The sequence below is a fragment of the Methylobacterium sp. E-025 genome, assembly GCF_022829705.1.
Classification (GTDB): Bacteria; Pseudomonadota; Alphaproteobacteria; order Rhizobiales; family Beijerinckiaceae; genus Methylobacterium.
In genome coordinates, this window is the sequence record NZ_JAKSYR010000109.1 from 1 (window position 1) to 13342 (window position 13342).

The window sequence follows — 13342 nt, forward strand, 5'->3', positions numbered from 1 at the left end:
CAGTCCCTCACCACGATCGCCGAACGTGCCGGTCCACACACCAGGACCAGCACGCACCCTGGCGCGGGGTGGAGCAGCCCGGTAGCTCGTCAGGCTCATAACCTGAAGGTCACAGGTTCAAATCCTGTCCCCGCAACCAAATCAGCATGAAGCCCGCGCCGTCCGACACGACGGCGCGGGCTTCGTCGTGCGCGGTCAACGAGCCTCGTCAAGCCTCATGCGAACCCTGCGCGTTATCGGAATCGGGACCGGCGATCCGGAGCACCTCACCCTCCAGGCGGTGCGGGCCCTGGCCGACGTCGACGCGGTGTTCGTCCTCGACAAGGGCGCCGACACGGACGACCTCGTCGCCCTGCGCCGAACGATCTGCGCCCGGCACATCCGCAAGGCGTATCGCCTGGTCGTGGCGCAGGATCCCCCGCGCGAGCGCCGGCCGGCGGACTACGCTGCCACGGTCGAGGCCTGGCACGCCGCCCGGGCCGACCTCCTCGGCGGCCTGATCGCGACGAATCTCGGGGCAGGGGAGGTCGGCGCCTTCCTGGTCTGGGGCGATCCGGCGCTCTACGACAGCACCCTGCGCATCCTCGAGCGCATCCTCGCCCGCGATGCCCGAGCCTTCGCCTATACGGTGATCCCCGGCATCTCCAGCGTGCAGATGCTGGCGGCCGCCCACCGCATCCCGCTGAACCGGATCGGCGGGGCCGTCCACATCACCACGGGCCGCGCGATCGCCGATGGCCTGCCGCCGGGCGTCGGCAGCGTCGTGGTGATGCTCGACGCCGACCCGCGCTTCGACCATCTCGATCCCGAGCTGACGATCCACTGGGGTGCCTATCTCGGCTCGCCGGACGAGCTCCTGATCGCCGGGCGGCTCGGCACCGTCGGGCCGGAGATCCGCCGGCAGCGTGCCGCGGCGCGCGCCCGCCACGGCTGGATCATGGACGTCTACCTGCTGCAACCGCCCGAGACGCCCTGATCCCAGCCGGGCGCGGCGAACGGGCCACGGACGCGTGCGCCCGGCTGCGGTAGAGCATGCGCCATGCTGACCTTGCGACCCTACCAGCGTGCCAGCCTCGACGCGCTTGCCGCCGCCTGGAGCGGGGCAGGGGGGCAGCCCCTGCGTGACGGCCTGATCGTGCTGCCGACCGGTGCGGGCAAGGCGCTGGTGATCGCGGCGCTTGCGCGGGAGACGCTGCAGGCGGATCCCCTCGCCCGCATCGTCGTCGTCACCCACAGCCGGGAGCTGATCGCCCAGAACTTCTCCGAGCTCACCGGCTACTGGCCGGAGGCGCCGGCCGGGATCTTCTCCGCCGGGCTCGGGCGGCGGGAGGCGGGGGCGCAGGTGCTGGTCTGCGGCATCCAATCCGTCGCCGACCGGCTCGACGCGATCGGCCCGCGCGACCTGGTCATCGTCGACGAGGCGCACCTGATCCCGCGCTCGGCCGAGACCCGCTACGGCCGCTTCCTCGCCGGCTTGCGGGCGCTGCGGCCGGAGCTTCGCGTCGTCGGCTTCACCGCGACGCCCTATCGGCTCGACAGCGGACGCCTCGACGAAGGCGCGGGCCGGATCTTCGAGGGCATCGTCTACGAGGTCGATGCCGGCGACCTGATCGGGCAGGGCTATCTCTGCCCGCTCCTGTCCAAGGCGACGCTGACCGCCCTCGACGTCGCCGGCGTGGGCAAGCGCGGCGGCGACTACATCCCGAGCCAGCTCGAAGCGGCGGTCAACCGCGACTGGATCACCCGCGCCGCGGTCGAGGAGATGGTCGGCTACGGCCGCGAGCGCCGGGCCTGGCTCGCCTTCTGTGCCGGGCTCAGCCACGCGGACGCGGTGCGCGACGCGATCCGCGCGGAGGGCCATTCCTGCGAGACGATCTCCGGCGAGACCCCGCGGCGCGAGCGCGACCGGATCGTGGCGGCCTTCCGCGCCGGGCGGATCCGCTGCCTGACCTCCGTCGGCGTGCTCGCCACCGGCTTCAACGTGCCGGAGGTCGACCTCATCGCCCTGCTCCGGCCGACCCAGAGCACCGGGCTCTACGTGCAGCAGGTCGGGCGCGCGCTGCGCAACGCGCCCGGCAAGCGCGACGCGCTGATCCTCGACTATGCCGGCCTGGTGCGGATGCACGGCCCGGTGGACGTGGTCACCGCCCGCACCGCCGCCGCGGTGAAGGGCAGGGAAGGGCTGGCGCGGGCCAAGCCCTGCCCCGGCTGCGGCGCGCTGATCGCGCTCAACGCCTCGACCTGCGAGCCTTGTTGGATCGAACCGGAGGACGACGCGGCGTCCGCCAAGCACGAGGCCGCGGCCGACGACGAATTGCCGATCCTGTCCGAGCGCGCGGACGGCTGGCGGCCGGTCTCGGATTGGCGCTTCGAGCGCGGGGCGGACGGCCTCGACATCGTGCTGCGCTGCTCCGACGGCGCCCATCGCATCCGGCTCGCGCTGGAGCGGACGGGCTTTGCCCGCGACAAGGCGGTGCAGTGGTGGCGCGGGCTCGGCGGCGGCCGCGCGGCGCCGATGGATGCCGCCGAAGCGCTGGACCGCCGCGACGAGCTGGTGTGCCCGGCGTCGATCCGCATCCGCCCGAGCGGCCGGGCCTCGGAGGAGGTGGCCTGCCGCTTCCCCGACGGACGCATCGTCTCCGATGTCCGCCGCCTGGCCGATGCGCTGGCCGCCTGATGCCGAGGGCGTTCGTGACTCGGGGCAAGCGTAGAGGGCAGGGGGGCTCGGAGCGCCCTCGCCCGGGACGACGCGCGCCTGGATCCGCCGGGCCCGGATCGCCGAGGCCGTGAAGGCGATCCTGCCGGATGCTGGCATGCCAGCTGGTTCGGGACCGGCCGAAGCCCCCTCGCCCCGGGACATCGGTCTATTAAGTTCCATAATATATCTTATGCGAATAGCGGATGTACCCTGTAGGGGCGTGTTTCCGCAGGCGATCCCGGGCGGTCGGCGGCCGGAATCGAATGCGGTCAGCGCACCGTGACGCGCACGTCGGACTCGTAGCCGGTGCCGTCGGCGTTGATGACGAAGATCCGGAAGGTGTCGAGCCCCTCGAACCCCTCCTCCGAGGTGTAGGTCAGCTTCAAGCCCGGCACCTTGCGGGCGTTGCAGGCCGCCAGCGCCGATCCCACGCCGTAACGGGAAATGAATCCGTCTGCGCCAGCTCGATCGAGCCGTGCCGGGGCTGCTCCAGGCTGCGGATCACCACCGGGCCCTGCGAGGAGCAGTCCGGGAACAGCGAGGCGAAGAACGCGATGGTGCGGGCCTCGCCCTTCGGCACCACCCGCATCAGCGGGAACGCGGCCGGCGGCGGAGGCGCGGGCGGCGCGGGCGGCGTCAGCGTGGTCGGCGGAATCGGATCGGCCGGCGTGGCGAGGGCCGGGCGCGTGCAGGCGGGAGCGGCGAGACACAGGGCCGCGAGCGCGGCGATCGGCAAGCGGGGCATGGCCGGGACGCGGGTCAAGACCGGGACGCGGGGCATGGCATCTCCTCGTATCCGGCCTGCAGCGTAGGGTGCGCCAGCGTCCGGCGCATGACGCATGACCGGCCTCCCCGATGCAAATCTTCGTGCGGTCGCGCAGCGCCCTCCGGCGCCCACCGTGCCGGAACCGGTCTCACGCCTCCAGCGGGATCTCGATGTAGAAGCGGGCGCCCTGCCCGCGCGGCGTCGCGATCCGGGCGTCGAGCTGGCGGGCGAGGTTCGCGATCACGCGCATGCCCAGGCTGCCCGAGGCCCGGCCGATGTCGAAATCCGCCGGCAGGCCGACGCCGTCGTCCGACACGTCGAGGACGAGCGCCGCGCCGGTGCAGGCGGCGCCCACGCGCACCTCCCCGGTCCTGTCGGGATAGGCGTACTTGATCGCGTTGGTGACGAGCTCGTTGACCATCAATCCCATCGGGATCGCCCGGTCGGCCGAGACCCGCAGCGGCTCGGCGCTGCAGCGGATGCGGTGGTTCGGCGCGCTGCTCTGCAGGTTGGCCGTCAACGTCTCCAGGAACTGCGCGAGGTCGATCTCGCCCGGCGTGGTGTCGCCCTGGCGCCAGAGCTGGTCGTGGACCCCGGCGATGGCCTCGACCCGGGTGCGGGCGTCGATCAGGGCGTCGCGCACGGCCGGGTCGTCGGCGTTGCGCGCCTGCAGCGCGAGCAGGCTCGCGACGATGGCCAGGCTGTTCTTCACCCGGTGGCTCATCTCGCGGACGAGCAGGTCCTGCCGCGCCAGCGCCTGCTTGAGCAGCCCCTCCGTGCGCTGCCGCTCGATCGCGCCGCCGAGCAGGTTGGCGAAGCCCTGCATGAAGGCGATGTCGGCCTCGGTGAACATGCCCTCGCGGGTATCGTCGACCTCGAGCACCCCGAAGGCGCCTTCGCGGTTCTCGATCAGCACGTTGATCGCCCGGCGGATGCCGTGCTCGGCCATGATCTGCGGCGTGCGGAAGCGGTTCTCGTTCTCGAGGTGGTTGGAGATCACCGGCCGGCCGGTCTTGAGGGCGAAGCCCGCGGGCGAGGCGAGGTCGGCGCCGACGCGGGCGTGGCCGACGACGTTCGGTCCCCAGCCGACGCCGGCGCGCACCAGCAGCATGTCCTCGTCGTGCAGGTGCTCCAGCGCCTTGCAGAACTCGGCGCCCATGCCCTCGGCGCAGAGTTCGGTCGCCCGCTGCAGCAGCGCGTCGACGTCCTCGCCGCGCAGGGCCTCGACGCCGAACTCGGACAGGATCGCCTGCTGGCGGAGGCGGTAGCTCAGGTCCGGATGGTGATCGCTCATGACGCGGGGAGGGTAGCAGGGATGGGTGCGGGAGGCGACGCACGTTGCGGACCGCCCTGCCCGCGCCGTTCCCGTTCGCGCCCCCTTCCCTGCCCCCGCCCTGCGCGCTGCCGCGCCCCCTGCCCTCGCCGCGCGAAGGTCCGTCCCCTGGCCTTCGCACCGCACGATCCTATCTGGTTTCATTCCAAGCTGCGCCATCCCAGCTGCGCCATGCCCGGAGATCGCATGATACCTCTCAGGCTCACCGTGAACGGCACGGTGCGCGAGGTCCTCTTGGAGGATCCCCGCGTGACCCTGCTCGACCTGCTGCGCGAGCGCCTCCATCTCACCGGATCGAAGAAGGGCTGCGACCGCGGCCAGTGCGGCGCCTGCACGGTGCTGGTCGACGGCCGGCGGATCAACGCCTGCCTCGCGCTCGCCGTCAGCCTCGACGGCGCCTCCGTCACCACCATCGAGGGGCTGGCGGACGGCGACGCTCTGCACCCGGTGCAGGCGGCGTTCATCGCGCATGACGGCTTCCAGTGCGGCTTCTGCACGCCGGGCCAGATCATGAGCGCGGTCGGGCTGATCACGGAGGGGCAGGCGGGGACCGATCCCGAGCGGATCCGTGAGGGCATGAGCGGCAACCTCTGCCGCTGCGGCGCCTATGCCGGCATCAGTGAGGCGGTGCTGGCCGCGCAGGGCGCCGGCGACGGCGCGGCGATGCGGGAGGACGCGGCATGAACCTGTTCGACTACACCCGTCCCGTCAGCGTCGCCGAGGCGATCGCGGCGGCGCAGGCGCCCGGAGCGGCCTATCTCGGCGCCGGCACCAACCTGCTCGACCTGATGAAGGGCGGCGTCGTGACGCCGGCCCGCCTCGTCGACGTCACCCGCCTCCCCGGCCTCGACCGGATCGAGTTCCTGGACGACGGCGGCGTGCGCATCGGCGCGCTGGTGCGCAACAGCGACCTCGCCCACGATCCGCGCTTCGCCAAGACCTATCCCGCGGTGGCCGAGGCGCTTCTCGCGGGCGCCTCGGCGCAGCTGCGCAACGCCGCGACCGCCGCCGGCAACCTGATGCAGCGTACCCGCTGCCCGTACTTCGCGGATGCCACCTCCCCCTGCAACAAGCGCGCGCCGGGCTCGGGATGCGCCGCGATCGGCGGGGCGACGCGGCTGCACGCGGTGCTCGGCTGGAGCGAGCACTGCATCGCCACCAACCCATCGGATTTCTGCGTGCCGCTGGCGGCCTTCGACGCCGTCGTCGAGATCGAGGGCGCGGGCGGCCGGCGTGCGGTGGCGCTGGTCGACTTCCATCGCCTGCCCGGCGATGCGCCGGAGCGCGAGACCGACCTGGCGCCGGGCGAGCTGATCGTCGCGGTGCGCCTGCCGCCGGAGGCGGCCGGGTTTTCGGCCCATGCCCGCTACCTCAAGGTCCGCGACCGCACCTCCTACGCCTTCGCGGTGGTCTCGGCCGCGGCCGGCCTGCGCCTCGACGGCGACCGGATCGGCGAGGCCCGCCTCGCGCTCGGCGGGGTGGCGCTGAAGCCGTGGCGGGCGCGGGAGGCGGAACGCCTGCTCGCCGGCCAGGCGCCGGACCCGGATGTGTTCCGAAAGGCCGCCGACGCGGCGCTCGCCGAGGCCAAGCCGTCGGGCGAAGCCAACGCCTTCAAGATCGAGCTCGCCCGCCGCATCCTCGTGCGGGCCCTGACGCTGGCGGCCGCCGGCACGCCGGAGCGCCTGCCGGCGCTGCCGGCCTCGCTGTTCGCCGCCCCTTTCGCCGTCCCCTCCCCTTCGCCGGCAGGAGCCGCCCATGGCTGAGATCGCATTGACGTCCGCGCCGCAGCGGGCCCGCCACGGATCGAGCATGGGCCAGCCCCTGACCCGGCGCGACGGGCCGCTGAAGGTCACCGGCCGGGCGACCTTCGCGGCCGACAACGTCGCGGACGGCACCCTCCATGCGGCGCTCTGCGTCGCCCGGATCGCCCGCGGGCGCGTCACCCATCTCGACGTGGCGGCGGCCGAGGCCCATCCGGGCGTCGTCGCGGTGATGACGCCGGACAACGCCCCGGCGCTCGCCCAGCACCCGGACGACAAGCCCCACGGCTTCATCTTCCGCCTCGACCTGCTGCAGGATTCGGCCGTCCGCTACGCCAACCAGCCGATCGCGGTGGTGATCGCCGAGACGCTGGAGGCGGCCACCGAGGGCGCGCGCCTGCTGAGCCCGCGCTACGAGGCCGAGACGCCGCGCATCGGCCTCGACGCCGAGCCGCCGTTCACGCCCCCCGGCATCGGCGTCGGCCAGCCCCCGGAGGAGACCCACGGCGACGTCGAGGCCGGCCTCGTCGCCGCGAGCCGGCGGATCGCGGCGACCTACGAGACCCCGGCCCAGTACCACAACGCCATGGAGCCGCACGCGGCGGTGGCCTCCTGGGACGGCGACCGGCTCACGCTGCACACGCCGAGCCAGGGCATGTCGATGGCCCAGGGGCGCCTCGCCGGGCTGTTCGGGATCGCGCCGGAGAACATCCGGATCGAGAGCCCGTTCCTCGGCGGCGGCTTCGGCTCGAAGGGCCTGATCTCGGGCCCGCAGATCCTGGCCTGCATGGCCGCGCGCCTCGTCGGCCGGCCGGTCAAGCTGGTGCTCGCGCGCGCGCAGATGTACGGCCCGGTCGGCCACCGCGCCGAGACCCGGCAGAGCTTCCGCCTCGGCGCCGACGACGCCGGCAAGCTGACGGCGCTGGAGCACGAGACGCTGACGGCCTCGAGCCGGTTCGACGACTTCTTCGAGCCGGCCGGCGGCGTCTCGCACACCCTCTACGCCAGCCCGGCCATCGCGGTCCGGCACCAGGCGGTGCGGGTCGACACCGGCACGCCGCTGTTCATGCGCGCGCCCGGCGAGGCCTCGGGCAGCGTCGCGCTGGAGAGCGCGATCGACGAGATGGCGCTGGCCTGCGGCATGGACCCGCTGGAATTCCGCCTGGCGAACTATGCCGAGGTCGAGCCGATCTCCGGGAAGCCGTTCTCCTCCAAGGCCCTGCGCGAGTGCTACACCCGCGGCGCCGAGCGCTTCGGCTGGTCGGCGCGGCCGAGAGCGCCGCGGCAGACCCGCGACGCGAACGGTCTCCTCGTCGGCTGGGGCATGGGCACCGCGACCTTCCCGGCGCTGATGTTCGAGGCGCAGGCGAAGGCCGAGCTGCGGGCCGACGGCACCGGCCTGATCGAGACCGGCGCGCACGACATGGGGCAGGGCGCCTGGACCGCGCTCGGCCAGATCGCCGCCGACGGGCTCGGGATCGGCCTCGACAGGCTGACCTTCCGGATGGGCTCCTCCGACCTGCCGAACGCCGGCATCGCCGGCGGCTCGGCTCACACCGCCACCGCGGGCGGGGCGATCCACGCGGCGGGCCAGGCGGTGATCGCGCAGCTCGCCGACCTCGCCACCAACGATTCCGCCTCCCCGCTCTACGGCGCGGGCAATGCCGGATTCGTCGCCCGCGACGGACGACTCTTCCGGCGCGACGACGAGAGCCGCAGCGAGGCGTATTCCGACATCCTGGCACGCGCCGGACGGGCGAGCCTCACCGCGACCGGGAAGGCCTCGACCGATCCGGCGGCGGCCAAGACCTACGCCATGCACGCCCACGGCGCGGTCTTCGCCGAGGTGAAGGTCGACCCCGATCTCGGCCAGATCCGCGTCACCCGCCTCGTCGGCGCGTTCGCGGCCGGCCGCATCGTCAACCCGCGCCTGGTCACAAGCCAGTATTACGGCGGGATGATCTGGGGAATGTCGTTCGCGCTGCACGAGCACGCGGCGATGGACGCCCGCACCGGCCGCTTCCTCAACGACAACCTCGGCGAATACCACGTGCCGGTGAACGCGGACACGCCGGCCATGGAGGCGATCCTGGTGCACGAGGACGACGCTCACGTGAACGCGCTCGGCATCAAGGGCGTCGGCGAGATCGGCATCACCGGCTCGGCCGGCGCCATCGCCAACGCGGTCTGGCACGCCACCGGCATCCGGGTGCGCGAGATCCCGATCACGCTGGACAAGCTGCTCGGGTAGCGCCCGCCGTCGCGATCCGGCAGCCCACGCCGGCGCGAACCCGGTCCCGACCACCCTGCCCTCCCGGAGGCCCGTCGCTCAGCGGCGCGGCCTCCGTCGTCGTTCGGCCCGACCCGCGATCCGCAGGTCGCCTGCGCTCCCGAAGGGCTGCGGCGGCGCCGGCCAGCGTCTAATCCCGCTCCGTTCGTCGCAGCGGACGGTCCGCGTGCGCCGCCGCACCCAAGTCGAAAGAGAAACGGATTAAATATAGTCTGATATACTTGTGCATCCGCACACATATTCGTCGAACGACATTGGTTATGTTCTTCTCGTCGGCGCAGGGCGGCATGTCCTGCAGAAGAAAACTTTGAGAGGAAGGATTATCTCATGACGCGCATCGTTGCCTCGGCGCTCTTCGCCGCCGTTCTCGCCCTCCCCGTCGCGGCTCGGGCCGGCGAGGGCGGTGGCGGCGACCGCCAGCCGGCCGGCGGCGGCCACATGAGCTCCTACGTGAACGACCCCTACCACGACCCCCGCTCCGCCCATTCGCAGCGCAACCGCACCGGGCAGCTCCTGGGCGCGCCGATGTATTCCGACATGCCCGGCGCCACCGTCGCGCGCCGCGACGTGGTCTCGCCGCACTGGGCGTCCGGAAGCGCGGCCCCCCGCGGCCGCCGCTGATCCGATCCGCCGACCGGCGCCGGCATCCGGCGCCGCCCCGCCCGACATCCGAGCCCGCACGGCCGCCCCCGCGCGGGCTCGCTCGCGTCCGCGCCGCGCAGGGCCGACGGGATCGCCGTCGCGGCGCCGCTCGACGGGACGCGCCCCGCCGTGCCGGCATCGCAGCGATCGCCGCGAGTCGGCGCCCACATCGTTTCAGCGCAAGAGGATCCTTCGTGGACAACATCATCCAAGGCATCTCCGAGTTTCAGGACAAGGTCTTCCCGGGGCAGCAGGCGATGTACCAGCGGCTGGTCAGGGACGGGCAGCAGCCCAAGGCCCTGATCATCGCCTGCGCCGATTCCCGCGTCTCGCCCGAGCACATCACCCAGGCCGGCCCGGGCGAGCTGTTCGTCTGCCGCAACGCCGGCAACATCGTGCCGCCGTTCTCGACCGCCACCGGCGGCGTCTCCTCGGCGATCGAGTACGCCGTCGTGGCGCTCGGCGTCCGCGACGTGGTGGTCTGCGGCCATTCCGATTGCGGCGCGATGAAGGGGCTGATGAGCCCCGAGGCCCTGGCGAGGATGCCCAACGTCGCCGCCTGGCTCCGGCACAGCCACGCGGCCGAGCGGATCGTCTGCGAGGCCTATCCCGCCGACATGGACCCGAAGGAGCGCCACCGGGCGCTCGCCCTGGAGAACGTGATCGTCCAGCTCGCGAACCTGCGCACCCACCCGAGCGTGGCCGCGGGCCTCGCCAAGGGCCAGCTGCGGCTGCACGGCTGGTTCTTCGAGATCGAGACCGGCATTCTGCTGGCCTATGACGGCGAGGCCGGCCGCTTCCTGCCGCTCGACGCCCTCGATTCCGCCGGCGACTTCCCCGTCGCCCAGGGCTCGGCCGTGCGCATGGCGGCGCCGGAATACGCGCCGCCGCAGGCGGCCGCGTAGGGGCCGGGCCGATGCGACCCACCCAAACGCTCCCAGCGCGCATCCTCCCGGCCTCCCTCGCGCGGGACCTGCCGGCCTCCTTCGTCGTGTTCCTCGTGGCGCTGCCGCTGTGCATGGGCATCGCCCTGGCCTCGGGTGTGCCGCCCGAGCGCGGGCTGATCACCGGGATCGTCGGCGGCATCGTCGTCGGACTGCTCGCGGGCTCGCCGCTGCAGGTCAGCGGGCCGGCGGCGGGGCTTGCCGTCATCGTGTTCGAGTTCGTGCGCCAGCACGGGCTCGGGATGCTCGGCCCGGTGCTCGTGCTCGCCGGCGCGGTCCAGGTCGCCTCCGGCGCGCTCCGGGTCGGAGGATGGTTCCGCGCGATCTCGCCGGCGGTGGTGCACGGGATGCTCGCCGGCATCGGCCTGCTGATCGTGCTCGGCCAGGTCCACGTGCTCACCGACGCCCTGCCGCTGGCCTCGGGCCTCGACAACCTCGTGGCGATCCCGGCCGCGTTCTTCGACTTCGTCACGGGCGAGGGCAACCGCGTCGGCGCCGTCACGGTCGGCCTCGCCACCATCGCGGCGATGATCGCCTGGGAACGCCTGCGGCCGGCGCGGATGAGGATGGTGCCCGGCGCGCTGATCGGCGTCCTCGCCGGCACCGCGGTCGCCGGGCTCGGCGGCCTCGCGGTCAAGCGGATCGAGGTCCCGGACGCGATCCTGTCCACCCTGTCGATGCCGGGGGCGGCGGAGTGGGGCCGGCTGCTCGAGCCGACGATGATCGTGATGGCGTTGACCATCGCCGCCGTCGCCAGCGCCGAGAGCCTGCTGTCGGCGGCCGCCGTCGACCGGATGCACGACGGGCCGCGCACGCAGTACAACCGCGAGCTCGGCGCGCAGGGCGTCGGCAACCTGATCTGCGGCCTGATCGGCGGCCTGCCGATGACCGGGGTGATCGTGCGCTCCTCGGCCAACGTCCAGGCCGGCGCGGCGACGCGGGCCTCGACGGTGCTGCACGGGACGTGGATCCTCGCCTTCCTGCTCGCCCTCCCCTGGGTGCTGAAGCTGGTGCCGACGGCCGCGCTCGCCGGCATCCTGGTGGTCACCGGCTGGCGCCTGATCGGGCCCCACCACGCCGTCCACCTGCACGCGCGCTACGGCTGGCTCACCGCCGCGATCTGGCTCGCGACGATGGTGATGGTGGTGGCCACCGACCTGCTCACCGGCGTGCTGGTCGGGCTCGGGCTCAGCCTGCTCCAGGTCATTCCTACGCTGCGCAAGGGCCGCCTGCGGATCGAGCACGCGGCGGCGACGGAGGTGGCGGGGGTGCCGGAACTGCGCCTCTCGGGCTCGGCCACCTTCCTGCAGCTCCCGCACCTCACCGAGGCGCTGGAGCGGACCCCCGAGGGCGGCGAGGTCCGCCTCGGGACGAAGGACCTCGCCCACATCGACCACACCTGCCTGGAGATGATCGGGGACTGGGCGGGACGGCGCGCCGCCTCGGGCACGCGGGTGTCGGTCGTCGGCGGGTTCGGCCGGCCGCACGAGAAGCTCGTCGCGGCCGTGGCGGCACCGTTCAAGGACTGAGCGGCGGACACGCGGGAACGAGGGGACGGAACGACGGAGCCGGCATCGCGCGAGCGGTGCCGGCTCATCGCGTGCCCGAGCCCGCGCGTTCCGGCCTTACGCGTCCGCCGGGACGGCGGCATCCGCGATCGCGAAGAGGGGCGGCTGCAGGGCCCCCGCCTCCGCCACCGGCACCGCCCGCGCGCCGTCCGGGAGGGCGGGCCCCAGAAGGCGCAGGAAATCCTCGGAGGCGGCGACGTCGAGATCAGCCGCCTTGGCGCGGGTCTCGAGGCGGGCGAGGGTGTTCATCGCCGGGCCGAGCACGGTGTACTCGGCGCGCAGCCCGTCGTCGAAGACGCCGACGAGGAGGTCGCCGGCATGGAGCGCGACGACGACGCGGAGCGGGAAGTCGCCGGCCTCGGCGCGGGTGCGGTTCAGGGCGGACAGCCGGGTGCGGATCGCGCGGGCGCAGGCCAGCGCGCCGCGGGCCTGCGCCACCGGGCCACCGACCACGAACTGCGCCAGCACGGCGTCGCCGACATACTTGTCGACGATGCCGTCGTGCTCGGTCACGGCCGCATGCGCCAGGGCGCGGATGGCGAGCAGCGCGCGCACCATCGCCTCGGGCGGGTGCTCGCGGCTCAAGCGCGAGAACCCGCGGACGTCGAGGGCCAGCAGGCAGGCATGGCGCCGGCGTGCCGTTCCGAGGTCGCCGTCGCGGGCGAGCTCGGTCGCGACGCCGTCGGGAACGAAGCGGGCGAGCTGCGTGCGCTCGTGCTCGAGGCGCACGGCCTCGCCGGCGGCGTGGCGCAGGCGCGCGACCCCGTCGACCACCACGACGCTCGCGGCCAGGAAGGTCAGCAGCCCCGGCACCTGCTCGCCGAGATCGACATGCGGGCCGAGGAAGCCGGCCGGGTTGACGAGGCCGACGAGGATCGCGGCGCCCCAGGCGAAGACGACCGTGCCGGAGAACAGGGCCGCGTGCCACACGCGCATGCTGAGCGCGGTCTGCAGCAGCAGCAGGAAGGCCGGCAGCCGGCTCACCGCGTCGGCGGCCCCGCCATCGTCGGCGGCGCCCGCCAGCATGTGCTCGACGAGGACGTAGATCGCCAGCCCGGCGTTCAGCCCGGTGCCGGCCCAGGCGAAGCCTTCCGCGTGGCGCCCCTCCCCGCGCTCGGCCCGGCCGAACCAGACCGAGCCCGCCGCATAGAGGCCGAGGATGAACCAGTGGCTCAGCGCGTGCAGCGAGCCGTCGTAGACCTGCGCCGCCATCAGCAGCACGAGCACGATCACCACGCGCAGGACCAGCAGGCGACCGCCGGTGGCGCGCTGCATCAGCCGCAGGACGGTGTTCTCGTCCTGCGCGCGCTGTGCGGCCCTGTCGTCGAGCATGAGGCGGGT

General features: G+C 73.3%; 11 protein-coding genes and 1 tRNA gene. 9 read left to right on the forward strand and 3 right to left on the reverse strand.

The features are described from left to right. Positions 1-62: 62 nt before the first annotated feature. The 3 genes from MKK64_RS14720 (at position 63) to MKK64_RS14730 (ending at position 2677) form a co-directional block, all read left to right on the forward strand. Positions 63-139: transfer RNA gene (locus MKK64_RS14720), tRNA-Met, on the forward strand. Positions 140-217: 78 nt separating this feature from the next. After that, positions 218-976, forward strand: coding sequence for a precorrin-6A synthase (deacetylating) (gene cobF / locus MKK64_RS14725; RefSeq protein ID WP_243935673.1), 759 nt, complete (start codon positions 218-220; stop codon positions 974-976). 63 nt (positions 977-1039) lie between these two features. Beyond that, positions 1040-2677, forward strand: coding sequence for a DEAD/DEAH box helicase (locus MKK64_RS14730; protein WP_243935674.1), 1638 nt, complete (start codon positions 1040-1042; stop codon positions 2675-2677). 403 nt (positions 2678-3080) lie between these two features. On the opposite strand, the gene MKK64_RS14735 is transcribed toward MKK64_RS14730, so the two are convergent. Beyond that, positions 3081-3479 carry a hypothetical protein gene (locus tag MKK64_RS14735; protein ID WP_243935675.1) on the reverse strand — a complete coding sequence of 133 codons (399 nt, stop codon included), beginning with the start codon at positions 3477-3479 and terminating at the stop codon, positions 3081-3083. A gap of 133 nt (positions 3480-3612) precedes the next feature. Next, on the reverse strand, positions 3613-4758 hold the full coding sequence (locus MKK64_RS14740) for a sensor histidine kinase (protein WP_243935676.1): 1146 nt from the start codon (positions 4756-4758) through the stop codon (positions 3613-3615). Between the two features lie 225 nt (positions 4759-4983). Here MKK64_RS14740 and MKK64_RS14745 point away from each other — a divergent pair, with 225 nt between their 5' ends. The 6 genes from MKK64_RS14745 to MKK64_RS14770 all read left to right on the forward strand — a co-directional run bounded on the left by MKK64_RS14745 (position 4984) and on the right by MKK64_RS14770 (position 11962). Further along, complete coding sequence (locus MKK64_RS14745) at positions 4984-5481, forward strand: (2Fe-2S)-binding protein (protein WP_147844299.1); 498 nt, start codon at positions 4984-4986, stop codon at positions 5479-5481. Further along, positions 5478-6560: an FAD binding domain-containing protein gene (locus MKK64_RS14750; RefSeq protein ID WP_243935677.1), complete on the forward strand. Its 1083-nt coding sequence runs from the start codon at positions 5478-5480 to the stop codon at positions 6558-6560. The genes MKK64_RS14745 and MKK64_RS14750 overlap by 4 nt, the downstream gene beginning before the upstream one ends. Continuing rightward, entirely contained in the window at positions 6553-8808 is a 2256-nt protein-coding gene (locus MKK64_RS14755; RefSeq protein WP_243935678.1) for a xanthine dehydrogenase family protein molybdopterin-binding subunit, read from the forward strand. The genes MKK64_RS14750 and MKK64_RS14755 overlap by 8 nt, the downstream gene beginning before the upstream one ends. A 366-nt stretch (positions 8809-9174) precedes the next feature. After that, on the forward strand, positions 9175-9468 hold the full coding sequence (locus MKK64_RS14760) for a hypothetical protein (protein ID WP_147729318.1): 294 nt from the start codon (positions 9175-9177) through the stop codon (positions 9466-9468). 215 nt (positions 9469-9683) lie between these two features. Further along, positions 9684-10394 carry a carbonic anhydrase gene (locus MKK64_RS14765; RefSeq protein ID WP_147730031.1) on the forward strand — a complete coding sequence of 237 codons (711 nt, stop codon included), beginning with the start codon at positions 9684-9686 and terminating at the stop codon, positions 10392-10394. Positions 10395-10405: 11 nt separating this feature from the next. Next, positions 10406-11962 carry a SulP family inorganic anion transporter gene (locus MKK64_RS14770; RefSeq protein ID WP_243935679.1) on the forward strand — a complete coding sequence of 519 codons (1557 nt, stop codon included), beginning with the start codon at positions 10406-10408 and terminating at the stop codon, positions 11960-11962. 96 nt (positions 11963-12058) lie between these two features. Here the strand turns inward: MKK64_RS14770 and MKK64_RS14775 are convergent, their stop codons facing one another. Next, positions 12059-13333, reverse strand: a complete 1275-nt coding sequence (locus MKK64_RS14775; RefSeq protein ID WP_147859538.1) for an adenylate/guanylate cyclase domain-containing protein — start codon at positions 13331-13333, stop codon at positions 12059-12061. Positions 13334-13342: the final 9 nt, after the last annotated feature.